17 protein-coding genes are annotated in these 16630 nt (G+C 70.3%); 15 read left to right on the top strand and 2 right to left on the bottom strand.

Annotation, left to right across the window (positions count from 1 at the left end; translation table 11 throughout):
* Window positions 1–8: 8 nt before the first annotated feature.
* From MJ605_RS13390 to ilvA, 9 genes are all read left to right on the top strand, one after another.
* Window positions 9–1013, top strand: a complete 1005-nt coding sequence (locus MJ605_RS13390; RefSeq protein ID WP_243042037.1) for a branched-chain amino acid transaminase — start codon at window positions 9–11, stop codon at window positions 1011–1013.
* Entirely contained in the window at window positions 1010–2422 is a 1413-nt protein-coding gene (gene leuC, locus MJ605_RS13385) for a 3-isopropylmalate dehydratase large subunit (protein WP_243042036.1), read from the top strand. Before MJ605_RS13390 ends, leuC begins: the two co-directional genes overlap by 4 nt.
* Window positions 2419–3063: a 3-isopropylmalate dehydratase small subunit gene (gene leuD, locus MJ605_RS13380; RefSeq protein WP_243042035.1), complete on the top strand. Its 645-nt coding sequence runs from the start codon at window positions 2419–2421 to the stop codon at window positions 3061–3063. Before leuC ends, leuD begins: the two co-directional genes overlap by 4 nt.
* Complete coding sequence (gene leuB / locus MJ605_RS13375) at window positions 3060–4157, top strand: 3-isopropylmalate dehydrogenase (protein ID WP_243042034.1); 1098 nt, start codon at window positions 3060–3062, stop codon at window positions 4155–4157. Before leuD ends, leuB begins: the two co-directional genes overlap by 4 nt.
* A 79-nt stretch (window positions 4158–4236) precedes the next feature.
* Entirely contained in the window at window positions 4237–5955 is a 1719-nt protein-coding gene (gene ilvD, locus MJ605_RS13370; protein WP_243042033.1) for a dihydroxy-acid dehydratase, read from the top strand.
* Window positions 5952–6965 (top strand): ketol-acid reductoisomerase, encoded by a 1014-nt coding sequence (gene ilvC, locus MJ605_RS13365; protein WP_243042032.1) that lies wholly within the window; start codon window positions 5952–5954, stop codon window positions 6963–6965. Before ilvD ends, ilvC begins: the two co-directional genes overlap by 4 nt.
* A 220-nt stretch (window positions 6966–7185) precedes the next feature.
* Entirely contained in the window at window positions 7186–9033 is a 1848-nt protein-coding gene (gene ilvB, locus MJ605_RS13360) for a biosynthetic-type acetolactate synthase large subunit (RefSeq protein WP_243042247.1), read from the top strand.
* Window positions 9034–9097: 64 nt separating this feature from the next.
* Window positions 9098–9346 (top strand): acetolactate synthase small subunit, encoded by a 249-nt coding sequence (gene ilvN, locus MJ605_RS13355; protein WP_243042031.1) that lies wholly within the window; start codon window positions 9098–9100, stop codon window positions 9344–9346.
* On the top strand, window positions 9343–10908 hold the full coding sequence (gene ilvA / locus MJ605_RS13350; protein WP_243042030.1) for a threonine ammonia-lyase, biosynthetic: 1566 nt from the start codon (window positions 9343–9345) through the stop codon (window positions 10906–10908). Before ilvN ends, ilvA begins: the two co-directional genes overlap by 4 nt.
* A gap of 84 nt (window positions 10909–10992) precedes the next feature.
* On the opposite strand, the gene MJ605_RS13345 is transcribed toward ilvA, so the two are convergent.
* Window positions 10993–11349 carry a VOC family protein gene (locus MJ605_RS13345; protein ID WP_243042029.1) on the bottom strand — a complete coding sequence of 119 codons (357 nt, stop codon included), beginning with the start codon at window positions 11347–11349 and terminating at the stop codon, window positions 10993–10995.
* A 117-nt stretch (window positions 11350–11466) separates the two neighbouring features.
* Here MJ605_RS13345 and ubiA point away from each other — a divergent pair, with 117 nt between their 5' ends.
* From ubiA to MJ605_RS13325, 4 genes are all read left to right on the top strand, one after another.
* Window positions 11467–12489 carry a 4-hydroxybenzoate octaprenyltransferase gene (ubiA, locus tag MJ605_RS13340; protein ID WP_243042028.1) on the top strand — a complete coding sequence of 341 codons (1023 nt, stop codon included), beginning with the start codon at window positions 11467–11469 and terminating at the stop codon, window positions 12487–12489.
* 205 nt (window positions 12490–12694) lie between these two features.
* A complete protein-coding gene (locus tag MJ605_RS13335; protein WP_243042027.1) occupies window positions 12695–13117 on the top strand; it encodes a YciI family protein in 423 nt (140 codons plus the stop codon).
* 17 nt (window positions 13118–13134) lie between these two features.
* Window positions 13135–13551 (top strand): VOC family protein, encoded by a 417-nt coding sequence (locus tag MJ605_RS13330; RefSeq protein ID WP_243042026.1) that lies wholly within the window; start codon window positions 13135–13137, stop codon window positions 13549–13551.
* 49 nt (window positions 13552–13600) lie between these two features.
* On the top strand, window positions 13601–14878 hold the full coding sequence (locus MJ605_RS13325; protein WP_243042025.1) for an RNA polymerase sigma factor: 1278 nt from the start codon (window positions 13601–13603) through the stop codon (window positions 14876–14878).
* Window positions 14879–14898: 20 nt separating this feature from the next.
* On the opposite strand, the gene MJ605_RS13320 is transcribed toward MJ605_RS13325, so the two are convergent.
* A complete protein-coding gene (locus MJ605_RS13320; protein ID WP_243042024.1) occupies window positions 14899–15243 on the bottom strand; it encodes a carboxymuconolactone decarboxylase family protein in 345 nt (114 codons plus the stop codon).
* A 176-nt stretch (window positions 15244–15419) separates the two neighbouring features.
* Here MJ605_RS13320 and MJ605_RS13315 point away from each other — a divergent pair, with 176 nt between their 5' ends.
* Window positions 15420–15848: an MliC family protein gene (locus MJ605_RS13315; RefSeq protein WP_243042023.1), complete on the top strand. Its 429-nt coding sequence runs from the start codon at window positions 15420–15422 to the stop codon at window positions 15846–15848.
* Between the two features lie 119 nt (window positions 15849–15967).
* Window positions 15968–16630 (top strand): MarC family protein, encoded by a 663-nt coding sequence (locus MJ605_RS13310; protein WP_243042022.1) that lies wholly within the window; start codon window positions 15968–15970, stop codon window positions 16628–16630.

The following is a 16630-nucleotide window of genomic DNA, read 5'->3' as shown; positions in this document are numbered from 1 at the left end:
AGCTTTCCATGACTACGCCATTCCTCTGGCACAACGGACAGATCAAGCCGTGGACCGAGGCCACGGTCCACGTCAGCACGCACGCGCTGCACTACGGCTCCTCGGTGTTCGAGGGCGAGCGCGTCTACGCCACGCCGCAGGGCCCGGCCTATTTCCGCCTCGCCGACCACACCCGCCGGCTGTTCGAGTCGGCCAAGATCTATGAGATCGAGATCGGCTACAGCGAGGAGGAAATCAACGCCGCCTGCCACGAGGTGATCCGCGCCAACCGCATGAAGGCGGCCTACGTGCGGCCCATCGTGTTCCGCGGCGCCGGCGGCCTGGGCGTGCTGCCCAAGGGCGACTCGCCGGTGGACGTGGCGATCATGGCGCTGGAATGGGGCGCCTACCTGGGCGACGCCATCGAGCACGGCGCGGACGTCTGCGTGTCCTCCTGGCATCGCCCCGCGCCGAACACCTTGCCCAGCTGGGCCAAGGCCGGCGGCAATTACCTCTCCAGCCAGCTGATCGCGCTGGAAGCGCGGCGCGGCGGCTATGCCGAGGGCATCGCGCTGGGCCACAACGGCCTGCTCAGCGAGGGCGCCGGCGAGAACCTGTTTCTGGTCAAGCACGGCAAGCTGCTCACGCCGCCAAGCAGCGCGGGCATCCTGGCCGGCATCACCCGCGAGTCGGTGATCGCCCTGGCCGGCGAACTGGGCATCCCGGTGGAGGAGCGCGACCTGCCGCGCGAGGCGCTGTACACCGCCGACGAGGTGTTCATGACCGGCACCGCCGCCGAGATCACGCCGGTGCGCTCGGTCGACCGCAAGCCGGTGGGCGCGGGACGACCGGGCGAGGTCACGCGCGCGCTGCAGAAGGCGTTCTTCGGTCTGTTCGATGGCACGACCGAAGACAAGTGGCATTGGCTGACCCCCGTATCCGGTGTGGTCGCCCCCGACCACGAAGACCAAAAAGCGGCCATCCATGGCCTCGCTCCTCAGCAACAGTCCGCATCGATGGGAGCCGTGGCATGAGCGCCAAGACGCTTTTCGAGAAAGTCTGGGACGCGCACGTCGTCGCGCCGGAAACCGCCGACACCCCGGCCATCCTCTACATCGACCTGCACCTGGTGCACGAGGTGACCTCGCCGCAGGCCTTCAGCGAGCTGCGCGAGCGCGGCCTGAGGCTGCGCCGGCCGGACCGCACGCTGGCCACGCTGGATCATTCCACCCCCACCCTGCCTGCCGACGCCAGCGGCGAGCGTCCCTACGCCACCGCCGAGGCGAAGGCGCAGGTGACGCAGCTGGAAACCAACTGCCGCGAGTTCGGCGTGGAACTGCATGGCTGGGACAGCGCCGACCGCGGCATCGTGCATGTGATCGGCCCGGAACTGGGCGCCACCCAGCCCGGCATGACCATCGTGTGCGGCGACAGCCACACCTCCACCCACGGCGCGTTCGGCGCGCTGGCCTTCGGCATCGGCACCACCGAGGTCGGCCACGTGCTGGCCACGCAGTGCCTGCTGCAGCGCAAGGCGAAGACGCTGGCGATCCACGTGGACGGCGCCCTGCCCGCCGGCGTGGGCGCCAAGGATCTGGTGCTGCACATCATCGGCGAGATCGGCGTGGACGGCGGCACCGGCCACGTCATCGAGTACCGCGGCGCGGCCATCGAGGCGCTGTCGATGGAAGAGCGCATGACGGTGTGCAACATGTCGATCGAGGCCGGCGCGCGCGCGGGCCTGATCGCGCCGGACGAGACCACCTTCGCCTGGCTGAAGGGCCGACCGCGCGCGCCGCAGGGCGCCGCCTGGGATGCCGCCGTGGCGTACTGGCGCACGCTGTGCAGCGACGAGGGCGCGGTGTACGACCGCGAGGTGCGCATCGACGCCGCCAAGGTGCGTCCCACCGTCACCTACGGCACCCACCCCGGCATGGCGATCGCCATGGACAAGCCGGTGCCCGCCGCGCGCAACGCGGTGGAGAAGCGCGCGCTCGACTACATGAAAAGCGAACCCGGCAAGCCGATGCAGGGCACGCCGGTGGACGTGGTGTTCGTCGGCAGCTGCACCAACTCGCGCCTGTCGGACCTGCGCGAGGCGGCCCGCGTGCTGCGTGGCCGACGCGTCGCCGAAGGCGTGCGCATGCTGGTAGTGCCCGGTTCCGAGGCGGTGCGCCGCGACGCCGAGCGCGAGGGCTTGCACCAGGTGTTCACCGCCGCCGGCGCCGAGTGGCGCGTACCGGGCTGCTCGATGTGCATCGCCATGAACGGCGACCTGGCGCAGCCGGGCCAGCTGGTGGTGAGCACCTCCAACCGCAATTTCGAGGGCCGCCAGGGCAAGGGCGCGCGCACCGTGCTGGCGAGCCCGGCCACCGCTGCGGCGTCCGCCGTGGCCGGGCGCATTGCCGATCCGCGCGAGTACATGACCGAGGCCGCCGCATGAAACCCATCACCCGCATCCATTCCCGCACCGCCGTGCTGGCGGACGAGAACATCGACACCGACCGCATCATCCCGGCGCGCTTCCTCACCACCACCGAGCGCGCGGGCCTGGGCAAGCTGTGCTTCAACGACTGGCGCTACCAGGCCGACGGCAGCGACAACCCCGCCTTCCCGCTCAACCAGCCGCAGGCCAGGGGCTGCGCCATCCTGGTCGCCGGCCGCAACTTCGGCTGCGGCTCCTCGCGCGAGCACGCGCCATGGGCGCTGCTGGACTACGGCATCCAGGCCGTGCTGTGCAGCGAGATCGCGGACATCTTCCGCAACAACGCGCTGAAGAACGGCCTGCTCGCCATCGTGCTGGACGAGGCCGAGCACCGCTGGCTGCTGGAACACCCGGGCATCGAGCTGACCATCGACGTGCGCGAGCAGTACATCGCGCTGCCCGACGGCGGCCGCATCCGCTTCCAGCTCGAACCCTTCGCCCGCCATTGCCTGCTCAACGGCGTCGACCAGCTGGGTTACCTGCAACAACACGGCGACCTGATCGATGCGTTCATCCGTGAACGCGAAGATCGGGAAGCGGCCATCCATGGCCGCACTCCTCAACAAGATCAATCTCGTTTAGCCGGAGTAACCCCATGAGAGCGCATATCGTCACCCTGCCCGGCGACGGCGTCGGCCCCGAGGTCACCGCGGCGGCGGTCGCCGTGCTCGACGCGGTCGCCGCGCATTTCGACCACCATTTCCATTTCGAGGAACAGCTGATCGGCGGCGGCGCCATCGACGCCACCGGCGAACCGCTGCCGGCCGCGTCGCTGGAGGCTTGCAAGGCCGCCGACGCCGTGCTGCTGGGCGCGGTGGGCGGCCCCAAGTGGTCCGATCCCAACGCGCCGGTGCGTCCCGAGCAGGGCCTGCTGGCGCTGCGCGCCGCGCTGGGCGTGTACGCCAACCTGCGCCCGCTGCAGGTGCACCCGGCGCTGGCCGCGCTGTCGCCGCTGAAGGACGAGAAGCTCAAGGGCGTGGACGTGCTGTTCGTGCGCGAACTCACCGGCGGCGCCTACTTCGGCGCCAAGACGCGCACGGCGGATACCGCCACCGACGAATGCAAGTACACCGTGGCGGAGATCGAGCGCGTGGTGCGCCGTGCCTTCGAACTGGCGCGCGGACGCCGCAAGCACGTCACCTCGGTGGACAAGGCCAACGTGCTCGAAACCTCGCGGTTGTGGCGCGGCACGGTGCAGCGCATCGCCGCCGACTATCCGGACGTGAAGCTGGAGCACCAGCTGGTCGATTCCATGGCGATGCTGCTGCTCACCCAGCCGGGCAAGTACGACGTGGTGGTGACCGAGAACCTGTTCGGCGACATCCTCACTGACGAGGCCGCCGCGCTGGCCGGCTCGCTGGGCCTGCTGCCCTCCGCCTCGCTGGGCGAAGGCAAGGGCGGCTTGTACGAGCCGATCCACGGTTCCGCGCCGGACATCGCCGGCCAGGGCCTGGCCAACCCAGTCGGCGCGATCCTCTCCGCCGCCCTGCTGCTGCGCCACTCGCTGGGCCTGGAGCAGGAGGCCGCGACGGTCGAGGCCGCCGTGGCCGAGGTGGTCGAGCACGGCCCGCGCACGCGCGACATCGGCGGCAACGCCGGCACGCGCGAGGTGCTGGACGCGGTGCTCGCCGCCATCGAGGAACACGCCTGCCATGCGGCGGCCTTCCTGCGCTGGGGGCGCGCCGGCGGATGAGCCGATCCCGCGCGAGCTTTCGACCCTCCCCTGCGCGCAGGGGAGGGAGCCATGACACCTCATTCACGACGGAAACCCCATGCGCAGTGACCTGATCAAGACCGGCCCCGACCGCGCCCCCGCCCGCGCCATGCTGCGCGGCACCGGCCTGGACGACGCGGCCATCGCCAAGCCCCTGGTGGCGGTGGTGCATACGTGGTCGAACGTGAGCCCCTGCAACCTCAACCTGCGCGAGCTGGCCGAGCACGTGGCCGAAGGCATCCGCGCCGCCGGCGGCACGCCGGTGGAGTTCAACACCATCGCGGTCACCGACGGCATCGCCATGGGTACGCCGGGCATGCGCGCCTCGCTGATCAGCCGCGAGGTGATCACCGATTCGATCGAGCTGGCGGTGGACGGCCACTGCCTCGACGCGATGGTCGTGCTGTGCGGCTGCGACAAGACCATCCCCGCCGCCGCGATGGCGCTGGCGCGGCTGGACATCCCCGGCGTAGCGCTCTACGGCGGCACCATCGCGCACGGCCTGCACGACGCGCATCCCATCACCATCCAGCAGGTGTTCGAGGCGGTGGGCGCGCACGGCGCGGGCAAGATCGACGACGCCGAGCTGACCTCGGTCGAGCGCGATGCCTGCCCCGGCGCGGGCGCCTGCGGCGGCCAATTCACCGCCAACACCATGGCGATGGTGCTGTCCGCGCTGGGCCTGTCGCCGCTGGGCTTCAACGATATTCCCGCCACCCATCCGGCCAAGGCCGCCGCCGCGCGCCGCTGCGGCGAGCTGGTGATGGAATGCCTGAAAGCGGGCCGCACGCCGCGCGCCCTGCTCACCGAAACCGCCTTCCGCAATGCCGCGCGCATGGTCGCCGCCACCGCCGGTTCCACCAACGCCGTGCTGCACCTGCTGGCCATCGCGCGCGAGGCCGGCACGCCATGGACGCTGGAGGATTTCGAGCCCGCCTCCAGGCACACGCCGGTGATCGCCGACCTGCTACCCGCCGGGCGCTACACCGCCGTGGAGATGTTCGGCGCGGGCGGCAGCGCGCGCGTCGCGCAGGAACTGATCGCCGCCGGCATGCTGGACGACGCGCCCACCATCACCGGCCGCAGCCTGTTCGAGGAAGCCGCCGCCGCCCCGCGCGCGGAAAGCCAGGACGTGATCCATCCGGTCAGCCGGCCGCTCAAGCCACGCGGCGGCTACTCCATCCTGTACGGCAACCTCGCGCCGGAAGGCTGCATCCTCAAGCTCGCCGGCAAGGGCGCCAATCACTTCGAAGGCCGCGCCCGCGTGTTCGAGAGCGAGGAAGCCGCCTTCGCCGCGGTGCAGGGCGGCGCCATCGCCAAGGGCGACGTCATCGTGATCCGCAACGAAGGCCCGGCGGGCGGCCCCGGCATGCGCGAGATGCTCGGCGTCACCGCCGCATTGGTCGGCCGCGGGCTGGGCGACGACGTGGCCTTGATCACCGATGGCCGTTTCTCCGGCGCCACCCATGGCTACATGGTCGGCCACATCGCGCCAGAGGCGGCGCGCGGCGGCCCCATCGCGCTGCTGCGCGAGGGCGACCTGGTGCGCATCGATGCCGACACGCGCCAGATCAGCACCACCGCCGACCTCGCCGCGCGCCGCGCCACCTGGCAGCCGCCGGCGCCGAAGGTCACGCGCGGCGCGCTGGCCAAGTACGCGCAGCTGGTCGGCTCGGCCTCGGACGGCGCCACCACGCATCCCTCCGCCGCGCACCACGCTTCCGCACCCGTTTCCCAACACGCCAACGAACCCACGACCGCAGGAGTCACCGCATGAGCAGCAGCACCAACGACACGCTGGCCAAGGCCCGCATCGCCGTCCTCGGCTATGGCAGCCAGGGACGCGCCCACGCCCTCAACCTGCGCGACTCCGGCCTGGACGTGGTGGTCGGCCTGCGCCCGGGCGGTCCCTCGTGGGAGAAGGCCCGCGCCGAGGGCTTCGCCGTGGCCGAGCCGGGCGAGGCGGTGAAGGGTGCCGACCTGGTCGCCGTGCTCACCCCCGACATGGTGCAGCCCAGGCTCTACAAGGAAAGCATCGAGCCGAACATCAAGCCCGGCGCCGCGCTGCTGTTCGCGCACGGCTTCAACGTGCACTTCAAGCAGATCGAGCCGCGCACGGACATCGACGTGATCCTGGTGGCGCCCAAGGGCCCCGGCGCGCTGGTGCGCCGCGAGTACGAGATCGGCCGCGGCGTGCCGTGCATCTGGGCGGTGTACCAGGACGTCAGCGGCCAGGCGGAAGCCAAGGCCAGGGCCTATGCCGACGGCATCGGCGGCGGCCGCGCGCTGCTGATCAAGACCGACTTCAAGGAAGAGACCGAGACCGACCTGTTCGGCGAGCAGGCCGTGCTGTGCGGCGGCGCCAGCTCGCTGGTGCAGGCCGGCTTCGAGACGCTGGTGGAAGCCGGCTACCAGCCGGAGATCGCCTACTACGAGGTGCTGCACGAGCTGAAGCTGATCGTGGACCTGTTCTACGAGGGCGGCATCTCGCGCATGCTGGAGTTCATCTCCGAGACCGCGCAGTACGGCGACTACGTCAGCGGCCCGCGCGTGATCGACGCCGACACCAAGGCGCGTATGAAGGACATCCTCAAGGAGATCCAGGACGGCACCTTCGCCCGCAACTGGATCGCCGAATACAACGCCGGCCTGCCGAACTACAAGAAGTTCAAGCAGGCGGACCTGGAACACCCGGTGGAACAGGTGGGCGCGAAGCTGCGCGCGCGCATGCCGTGGCTGCAGGCGAATGCGCCGAAGGCGGCCGAGCCGCTGAAGAAGGCGGGCTGATTGTCTCCTCCCCCTGCGCGAGCAGGGGGAGGTCGGGAGGGGGCGCTCTTTCCCGCCAGCACGCCTTACCCCTCCCCAACCCTCCCCTGCGACCGTAGGGAGTCCCTTTTCGGGACGCGCAGGGAAGGGAGTTCCTCGGCAAGGCCATCCATTCCAAGCGCCGCGACAGCGGCGCCAACCAGGACAAACGACCACCGTGAACGCGCCACTGCACAAGGAGATGCCCATCCCGGCCTCCACCCATCCGCTGGCCGGCCAGACCATGAGCGGCGCGGAGGTGGTGGTACAGGTGCTTGCCGACGAAGGCGTGGACGTGTTGTTCGGCTATTCGGGCGGCGCCATCCTGCCGGTGTACGACGCGGTGTTCCGCTTCAACGCCACCCATCTGTCGCCACTGGGCGGCGAGCCGATGCCGCTGATCGTGCCCGCCAACGAGCAGGGCGCGGGCTTCATGGCGGCCGGCTACGCGCGCGCCTCGGGCAAGGTGGGCGTGGCCATCGTCACCTCCGGCCCCGGCGCCACCAACATGGTGACGCCGGTACGCGACGCCATGGCCGATTCGGTGCCGATGGTGGTGATCTGCGGCCAGGTGCCCACCGCCGCACTGGGCAGCGACGCCTTCCAGGAAGCGCCGGTCAGCAACATCATGAGCCCTTGCGCCAAGCACGTGTTCCTGCTCACCGATCCCGCGCGGCTGGAGATCACGCTGCGTACCGCCTTCGAGATCGCCCGCAGCGGACGGCCCGGCCCGGTGGTGGTGGACATCCCCAAGGACGTGCAGAACGCCCCGGTCGACTTCGCCGGCGAAGGCACCCTGCCGATTCCCGGCTACCGCGCGCGCCAGCTGGCGATCCAGCACGCGCGCGTGGACGACGCCAAGTGCGAAGCCTTCTTCACCGCCCTGGGCCGGGCCAGGCGGCCGCTGATCTACGCCGGCGGCGGCATCATCGCCGGCGAGGCCTCGGCCACCCTGCGCGCCTTCGTGCAGCAGTTCGGCCTGCCGGTGACCACTACCCTGATGGGCATCGGCGCGATGGACACCACCGAGCCGCTGGCGCTGCACATGCTGGGCATGCACGGCACCGCCTACGCCAACTACGCGGTGGAGGACTGCGACTTCCTGCTGGTGCTGGGCGCACGCTTCGACGACCGCGTGGCCACCGTGCCGGAACGCTTCGCCCCGCACGCGCGCTTCATCGCGCAGGTCGACATCGACCCCGCCGAGATCGGCAAGGTCAAGCCGGTGGACTGGCACCACCAGGGCGACCTCGACCGCACCCTGTCGCGCCTGCAGCAGTACGGCGTGCAGCACGGCTTCCATTTCGCCAGCGAGGGACGCTACGCCGACTGGCATGCGCACGTCGCCGCGCTCAAATCCACGCACGCGCTGGACTACGACCGCGACAGCCCGCTGATCCAGCCGCAGGCGGTGATCGAGGCCATCAACCGCCACACGCGGGGCCGCGCGGTCATCAGCACCGGCGTGGGCCAGCACCAGATGTGGTCGGCGCAGTACTTCGACTTCCGCGAGCCGCGCCACTGGCTCTCCTCTGGCTCGATGGGCACCATGGGTTTCGGCCTGCCCGCCGCCATTGGCGCGCAGTTCGCGCGGCGCGACGCGGTGGTGATCGACGTCGACGGCGACGCCAGCATCCGCATGAACCTGGGCGAGCTGGAGACCGTCACCACCTATGGCCTGCCGGTGAAGGTGGTGGTGCTCAACAACATCGGCGACGGCATGGTGCGGCAATGGCAGAAGCTGTTCTTCCGTGGCCGCTTCGCCTCCTCCGACAAGAGCCTGCACAGGAAGGACTTCATCAAGGCCGCGCAGGCCGACGGCTTCGAGTGGGCGAGGCGGCTGGAGAACAAGGCCGAGCTGGAGGACGCCATCGCAGACTTCCTCGCCTTCGGCGGCCCCGCCTTCCTGGAGGTGATGATCGACCCGGACGCGGGCGTCTACCCGATGGTGGGCCCGGGCACGACGTATGCGCAGATGATCACGGGAGACTTCATTCCCTCGCGCGCGGCACCGGCGGAAACGGGGGACTCGAAGAGCGACATGTTCTGACGCGCATCGTCCCGGCGCATCCCGCAAAAGGCGGGGTGACGATCAACCCAACGTAGGCGTGGCCATGAAACACACCCTATCCATCCTGCTTCAAAACGAATCCGGCGCGCTGATGCGCGTGGCCGGCCTGTTCGCCGCGCGCCACTGCAACATCGACTCGCTGACCGTGGCCGCCACGCACGATCCGGAGGTATCGAAGCTGACCCTGGTGATGCATGGGGCCGACGACACAGTCGAGCAAATCATCAAGCAGACGCGCAAGCTGGTGGACGTCATCGAGGTCAGCCATCCGGCGGATGCCGGCTCGCCATGAACGCGCTGGCGCAGCCGCCTCCCCGCGACGCGGACCTGAGCGAGCACGAGCTGCTGCGCCGCACGCTGCGCGCGCGCGTCTACGAGGTGGCGCGCGAGACCGCCCTGGAGGCGGCGCCGCTGCTGTCCGCGCGGTTGGGCCAGCGCGTGCTGCTCAAGCGCGAGGACCAGCAGCCGGTGTTTTCCTTCAAGCTGCGCGGCGCCTACAACCGCATGGCCGCGCTGGACGGCGCGCAGCGCGCGCGCGGCGTGATCGCCGCCTCGGCGGGCAACCACGCGCAGGGCGTGGCGCTGGCCGCCGCGCGGCTGGGCATCCATGCGGTGATCGTGATGCCGGTGACCGCCCCGCAGGTGAAGGTGGAGGCGGTGCGGCGCCTCGGCGGCGCGCAGGTGGAGGTCGTGCTGGCCGGCGATTCCTACAGCGACGCCCAGGCCGCCGCCGCCCAGCTGCAGCGCGAGCGCGGCTATACCTTCGTGCATCCCTTCGACGATCCCGCGGTGATCGCCGGCCAGGCCACGGTGGGCATGGAGATCCTGCGCCAGCATCCCGGGCCGCTGCACGCGATCTTCGTGCCGGTGGGCGGTGGCGGCCTGCTCGCCGGCATCGCCGGCTACGTGAAGGCACTGCGCCCGGAGGTGAAGGTGATCGGCGTGCAGACCGTCGATTCCGATGCGATGGCGCGCTCGCTGGATGCCGGCGAACCGGTGAGCCTGCCCGAGGTTGGCCTGTTCTCCGACGGCACCGCCGTCAAACGCGTGGGTGACCTCACCTTCGCGCTGTGCCAACGCTATGTGGACAGCCTGCTGCGGGTGGATACCGACGCCCTCTGCGCGGCCATCCGCGACGTATTCCAGGACACCCGCTGCGTGCCCGAGCCGGCCGGCGCGCTGGCGCTGGCCGGGCTCAAGCAGTACGTGGCCGCGCACGGCGCGTCCGAGTACCCGATGGTGGCCGTGGTCTCCGGCGCCAACCTCAATTTCGACCGCCTGCGCTTCGTGGCCGAGCGCGCCGAGGTGGGCGAGCAGCGCGAGGCGGTATTCGCCGTCACCATTCCCGAGGAACGCGGCAGCTTCCGCCGCTTCTGCGCCGCACTGGACCAGCGCAGCATCACCGAATTCAACTACCGCATCGGCAGTGCCAGCGAGGCGCATATCTTCGTCGGCGTGCAGACCACGCACCGCGAGGAAAGGCAGACGCTGATCGACGCCTTCCGCGCGCATGGCTTCGGCGTGCTCGACCTCACCGACGACGAGCTGGCCAAGCTGCACCTGCGCCACATGATCGGCGGCCGCTCACCGCTGGCCCGCGACGAACGGCTGTACCGTTTCGAATTCCCGGAACGGCCCGGCGCGCTCACGCGCTTCCTCGGCCACATGCACCCGGACTGGAACATCAGCCTGTTCCACTACCGCAACCACGGCGCCGACTACGGACGCATCCTGGTCGGCATCCAGGTGCCGCCGGACGAGCGCGCGCTGTTCCAGGCGTTCCTGGACACGCTGGGCTATCCCCATCGCGACGAGAGCGGGAATCCGGCGTATCGGTTGTTGTTGCGGGAGTGAGGAAACAGCCGTCGCGCACAGGGTGCGCTCCCACAACAGCTGGCGGCTCCTGTGGGAGCGCACCCTGTGCGCGACGGACAGCCCTCATTCTTCGACCACCTCCAACTCGAACACATGGTTGTCGTAGTCGCTGAAATACAGCGCCGTGTCGCCCCGCGCCATCTGGTAGTCCAGCGCCAGCGCGTCCAGCCGCGCGGCGCAGGCGAGCTGCTCCTGCTTGGTGACGGCGAAGGCGATATGGTCGCCGTTGCGCGCGGCCGGGCCCTGGCCGCGGATCAGCGCGAATTCCAGCCCCGCCAGTTGCACGATCACTTCCGGATGGCTGTCCCCGGGATCTTCCTCGCGCAGGATGCGCGCATCCTCGAACACGCCGGTCAGCAGTTCCGCGCTGCGGGTGGGGTGGCTGACGATCAGGGCGATATGGCTCAGGGCGTGAGGCATGGCTGGCATCCATCGGATGGGACGGCACAGTGTAGAACCGCGCCGCGACAGCTCGTGCGGGACAAACCGGCCCCGCGTCACGCCACCACTGTCACCGGCCCACGCTAAACTGGGCGGATGGCTCCCACCTCCCGCAAGCGCCAGCGGCGCAAGCTGCCGACCACCAACACGCCGCGACCGCGCCCGGCCGTGGCGGCCAAGCCGTCCGGCGCGCAGCCCGCCGATAGTTCCAGCCGCGCCACCCGCGTGCTCGACTGGCTGCTGGGAAAGCTGCCCGCGCCCTACCGCGCCAAGGCCCGCGACTACCTGGTGCTGACCCGCATGGACCGCCCGATCGGCGCCCTGCTGCTGCTGTGGCCGACCTGGTGGGCGCTGTGGCTGGCGGCGGCGGATTTCCCGCCGGTAAAGCTGCTGGCGATCTTCACGCTGGGCGTGTTCTCCATGCGCGCGGCCGGCTGCGCCATCAACGATTTCGCCGACCGCAAGCTCGATCCGCAGGTGGCGCGCACGGCGGGACGGCCGATCGCGGCGGGACGCGTGACGCCGCGCGAGGCGCTGCTTTTGTTCGCCGGCCTGCTGGTGTTCTCCTTCGTGCTGGTGCTGTTCACCAACCGGCTCACCGTGGAACTGTCCTTCGCCGGCGCGGCGCTGGCCGCGCTCTATCCGTTCACCAAGCGCTACACCCACCTGCCCCAGGTGGTGCTGGGCGCGGCGTTCGGCTGGTCGATCCCGATGGCGTTCGCCGCCGTGTCCAACACCGTACCGCCTCTGGGCTGGCTGCTGTTCATCGCCAATATCCTGTGGTCGGTGATCTACGACACCCAGTACGCGATGGTGGACCGCGAGGACGACCTCAAGGCCGGCGCCAAGTCCACCGCCATCCTGTTCGGCGACGCGGACCTGCCGATCCTCGGCCTGCTGATGGCCACCTTCCTGCTGGCCATGCTGTTCGTGGGCCAGCGCGCCGCGCTGGGCTGGCCGTACTGGCTGGGCCTGCTGGTGGCGGCGGGATTGTTCGGCTGGCAGCTGTGGCGCATCCGCGACCGTCAGCCCGCCGCCTGCCTGTGGGCCTTCCGCAACAACAACTGGCTGGGCATGGCGCTGTGGATCGGCATCGTGCTGGCGCTGGCGGTGCGCTAACAGCCTTTGTGGGAGGGCACCCTGTGCGGCGACGACCTTGCGGAGCGATGCCCGTGCAGGCTGCAGTCGCGCACAGGGTGCGCTCCCACATCGTTTCCACGCGGCATGGAAAATTCCCTCCCAGCCCTGTCGATCCCGATCCATACCGTTCGTCGTAGGTATGAACGCCGCACCGTGGCGGCGGCCACCCATAGGAGCGACGACAATGCGATTCATAGCCATGGTACGCGCGACCCGCGCCTCCGAAGCCGGCGAGATGCCGAGCAAGAAGCTGCTGACGGAGATGGGCCGTTTTAACGAGGAGCTGGCCAGGGCCGGCGTGCTGCTGGCCGGCGAGGGCCTGCATCCCAGCGTGCGCGGCGCACGCATTCGCTACGAGGGCGACCGGCGCAGCGTGCTCGACGGGCCGTTCGCCGAAACCAAGGAGTTGATCGCCGGCTTCTGGCTGCTGCAGTGCGCATCGCTGGAAGAGGCGGCGGAATGGCTCAAGCGCGCGCCGAACCCGTTCGAGGACGGCGTGTCGGAAGTGGAGATCCGCCGCATCTTCGAGGCGGAGGATTTTGCCGCGGCGCTCGCGCTCGGCGAACGCGAGGCACAGCTGCGCGAGCAGCTTGCCCGCCAGTCCTGAACCTGGAGGAAGCGCTCATGCAGATCCAGCCCTATCTGTTCTTCGACGGCCGCTGCGAGGAGGCGCTCGCCTTCTACAGCAAGGCCATCGGCGCGCAGGTGCAGAACCTGGTCCGCTTCAAGGATAGCCCCGAACCGCCATCCGGCGCATCGTCGCCGGGCGGCGAGAAGATCATGCATGCGTCGATGAGGGTCGGCGACTCGCTGGTCAACGCGTCCGACGGCGAATGCGGGGGCAAGCCGGATTTCCGTGGCTTCTCGCTGGTGGTCGACACCAGGGACGATGACGAGGCCGAACGCTCGTTCCATGCGCTGCTGGAAGGCGGCGGCGACGTTGCCATGCCGCTCGCCAGGACCTTCTTCGCCTCCCGCTTCGGCATGCTGCGCGACCGCTTCGGCGTGCACTGGATGGTGATGTCGCCTCCGCGGCGGTGATGCCGTACGGGGTTGCGCCGCACAGGGCGCGGTGCTGTGATCGGCGGTCATGACGGCCACCGACATCCACCGCACCATCGAGGCGGTCTGGCGCATTGAATCGCCGCGGCTGATCGCCGGCCTGGCCCGTCTCATGCGCGACGTGGGCCAGGCCGAGGAACTGGCGCAGGACGCCTTGGTGGCGGCGCTGGAGCAATGGCCCACGACGGGCGTGCCGCGCAATCCCGGCGCCTGGCTGATGACCACGGCCAGGCACCGCGCGATCGACCAGCTGCGCCGCCATGCGCTGCACCGCCGCAAGGAGGACGAGCTGGCGCACGAGATCGAAGCGCAGCTCGAACTGAGCGCGGGGGACGCGGAAACCATGCTGGACGATCCCATCGGCGACGACCTGCTGGGCCTGGTGTTCACCGCCTGCCACCCGGTGCTTTCCACCGAGGCGCGGGTGGCGCTGACCCTGCGCCTGCTCGGCGGGCTCACCACGGCGGAGATCGCCCGCGCTTTCCTGGTGCCCGAGCCCACGGTGGCGCAGCGCATCGTGCGCGCCAAGCGCACGCTCAGCGAGGCCAAGGTGCCGTTCGAGGTGCCGCGCGGCGAGGAGCTGGGCGTGCGGCTCGGCTCGGTGCTGGAGGTGGTGTACCTGATCTTCAACGAAGGCTACGCGGCCACCGCGGGGGAGGACTGGACGCGTCCGGCGCTGTGCGAAGAGGCGCTGCGCCTGGGCCGCGTGCTGGCCGGGCTGGCGCCGGCCGAGCCGGAGGTGCTCGGGCTGCTGGCGCTGATGGAGATCCAGGCCTCGCGCCTGGCCGCCCGCACGGGACCGCGGGGCGAGCCGATCCTGCTCGGCGAGCAGGACCGCGCACGCTGGGACACCCTGTCGATCCAGCGGGGCCTGGCCGCCTTGCAGCGCGCGGAAGCCTTGGGCGGCGCGCAGGGCCGCTACGTGCTGCAGGCCGCGATCGCCGCCTGCCACGCCCGCGCACGCACGGCGGCGGACACCGACTGGTCGCGCATCGCCGCGCTGTACGACACGCTGTCCGAACGCATGCCTTCCCCGGTGGTCGCGCTCAATCGTGCGGTGGCGCATGCACAGGCGTTCGGGCCGGCGGCTGGGCTGGCGCTGGTCGATGCGCTGCGCGACGAACCGCTGCTGCGCCACTATCACCTGCTGCCCAGCGTGCGCGGCGACCTGCTGGGCAAGCTCGGCCGCCACGGTGAGGCCTGCGCGGAGTTCGAGCGCGCCGCCGCGCTGACCCGCAACACGCGCGAGCGCGAACTGCTGCGGGCGCGCGCCGACGAGGCACGCGCTCGCGACGATACCCGCTGAGCGCCGCTATCGGATGGCCGCTACTTGCCGGCCTCGTAGGCACCGACCGCATCCATCACCCTGGCCGAATAGACCAGGGCCGCGCCGGCGTTGAGCGCCACCGCCACGCCCAGCGCCTCGGCGATCTCCTCGTGGCTGGCGCCGTGCTTGAGCGCCTCGGCGGTATGCACGGTGATGCAGCCGTCGCAGCGCGTGGTGACCGCCACCGCCAGCGCGATCAGCTCGCGCGTCTTGGCGTCCAGGTGGCCGGTCTTCTTGCCGGCGTTCGACAGTGTCTGGTAGCCGCCCACGGTATCGGGGCTGAGCTTGCCGATCTCGCCGATGCGGCCGATCAGTTCCTTGCGGTATTCGGGCCAGTCGAGCATGGCGCACCTCGTTGGGAGTGATGGAAAGATTCGCCGCAGCGGACGTGCCGCGAAGGCGCCCCAGGGTACGCCTGGCACCGTGACAAGAGCGATGACGTGGCGGCGCGGCTGGACTGTTCACGCCCAGGCCACCCGCGACGCAGGATGCTAGGAGCCCGTCCCGCGAGGAGGAAACGATGCGAACCGATCACCACGCCTGGACGGCCTGGTGCCTGCTGGCGCTCGCGGGCTGCCAGTCGTCCGACCACGAGGCGGCGGAACGCGCGGCCGCCAGCGCCCCCAGCACGGACAAGCCCGCCGCGGCCACTTCCGCCCCCGCCGCCCCGGGTGTCGCCGCGCAGGCCACGCATGTCTACGCCTACCAGTGCGGCGACCTCGCGGTCACCGGCCGCTTCACCCTGAGCCAGGTGACGCTCAGCTATGCCGGCAAGACCCTGGTGCTGCCGCAGGCCATGTCCGCCTCCGGGGCCCGCTACGCGGACGGCCAGGGCAACGAGTTCTGGGGCAAGGGCCTGAAGGATGCCACCTTCACCCTGGCCGGCGAGCCGGCCCGTACCTGCCACGGCTCCGGCGAGGAGCTGCCGGACGACGCGCCGCACGCCTGAACGCCGGTCCAGGCGCCCCCCTACCGAACGGCAAGCTTGTCCGTCCTTCCCGGCTATGCTGCGATGGCGTTGCAGCGCCACCCGCAGCCACCCCGCTGGATACCGGAGAGCCACGCGCCATGCTCAAGGACTTCACCCAGACCACCCTGCTGCTGGTCACCGGCCTGTTCCCCATCATCAATCCGCCGGCCTCGGCGATGATCGTGCTCAGCATGCTGCCCAACTGCACCGCGGCGGACCGTTCGGACCTGGCCTGGCGCATCACCATCAATAGCTTCGCCATCCTGCTCGGCTCGCTGCTGGTCGGCGCCTACGTGCTGTCCTTCTTCGGCATTTCCATTCCCGTGCTGCGCGTGGCCGGCGGGCTCATCATCGGCATGGCCGGCTGGAACCTGCTGCAAAAGCCCGACGAGGACGACGAGGACGACGAGCGGGCGGAACTGAAGGCGCGCCCGCGCCCGGGCTCCCTCGCCGCCAAGGCGTTCTACCCGCTGACCCTGCCACTCACGGTGGGGCCGGGCTCGATCGCGGTGGCGATCGCCCTGGGCACGGGCTCGCCCAGCGAGGGACTCTCGGCGGGACACTTCGCCGGTGTCGGCGCCGCGCTGGTGGTGCTCTGCGCCAGCATCTACGTCTGCGTGCGCTTCGCCGGGGACCTGGAACGGCTGCTGGGCAACATCGGCACCAAGATCACCATGCGGCTGTTCGCCTTCGTGATCTTCTGCATCGGCGTGCAGTTGTTCTGGAATGGCCTGTCGGAACTGGTCAAGACGCTGCGCTGA

It is taken from the genome of Dyella sedimenti, from assembly GCF_022760995.1.
Lineage (GTDB): Bacteria > Pseudomonadota > Gammaproteobacteria > Xanthomonadales > Rhodanobacteraceae > Dyella > Dyella sedimenti.
This window is presented reverse-complemented; position numbering and strand designations above follow the sequence as displayed.

Excerpts from the sequence above, each read along its gene's own strand:
- MJ605_RS13320 (WP_243042024.1), bottom strand. The coding sequence starts at position 15,243 with ATGCTCGACTGGCCCGAATACCGCAAGGAACTGATCGGCCGCATCGGC.
- ilvD (WP_243042033.1), top strand. The coding sequence starts at position 4,237 with ATGCGCAGTGACCTGATCAAGACCGGCCCCGACCGCGCCCCCGCCCGC.
- MJ605_RS13330 (WP_243042026.1), top strand. The coding sequence starts at position 13,135 with ATGCAGATCCAGCCCTATCTGTTCTTCGACGGCCGCTGCGAGGAGGCG.
- MJ605_RS13325 (WP_243042025.1), top strand. The coding sequence starts at position 13,601 with ATGACGGCCACCGACATCCACCGCACCATCGAGGCGGTCTGGCGCATT.
- ilvA (WP_243042030.1), top strand. The coding sequence starts at position 9,343 with ATGAACGCGCTGGCGCAGCCGCCTCCCCGCGACGCGGACCTGAGCGAG.
- leuC (WP_243042036.1), top strand. The coding sequence starts at position 1,010 with ATGAGCGCCAAGACGCTTTTCGAGAAAGTCTGGGACGCGCACGTCGTC.
- ilvC (WP_243042032.1), top strand. The coding sequence starts at position 5,952 with ATGAGCAGCAGCACCAACGACACGCTGGCCAAGGCCCGCATCGCCGTC.
- ilvN (WP_243042031.1), top strand. The coding sequence starts at position 9,098 with ATGAAACACACCCTATCCATCCTGCTTCAAAACGAATCCGGCGCGCTG.
- MJ605_RS13390 (WP_243042037.1), top strand. The coding sequence starts at position 9 with ATGACTACGCCATTCCTCTGGCACAACGGACAGATCAAGCCGTGGACC.
- ilvB (WP_243042247.1), top strand. The coding sequence starts at position 7,186 with ATGCCCATCCCGGCCTCCACCCATCCGCTGGCCGGCCAGACCATGAGC.
- MJ605_RS13345 (WP_243042029.1), bottom strand. The coding sequence starts at position 11,349 with ATGCCTCACGCCCTGAGCCATATCGCCCTGATCGTCAGCCACCCCACC.
- leuD (WP_243042035.1), top strand. The coding sequence starts at position 2,419 with ATGAAACCCATCACCCGCATCCATTCCCGCACCGCCGTGCTGGCGGAC.
- MJ605_RS13310 (WP_243042022.1), top strand. The coding sequence starts at position 15,968 with ATGCTCAAGGACTTCACCCAGACCACCCTGCTGCTGGTCACCGGCCTG.
- MJ605_RS13315 (WP_243042023.1), top strand. The coding sequence starts at position 15,420 with ATGCGAACCGATCACCACGCCTGGACGGCCTGGTGCCTGCTGGCGCTC.
- MJ605_RS13335 (WP_243042027.1), top strand. The coding sequence starts at position 12,695 with ATGCGATTCATAGCCATGGTACGCGCGACCCGCGCCTCCGAAGCCGGC.
- leuB (WP_243042034.1), top strand. The coding sequence starts at position 3,060 with ATGAGAGCGCATATCGTCACCCTGCCCGGCGACGGCGTCGGCCCCGAG.
- ubiA (WP_243042028.1), top strand. The coding sequence starts at position 11,467 with ATGGCTCCCACCTCCCGCAAGCGCCAGCGGCGCAAGCTGCCGACCACC.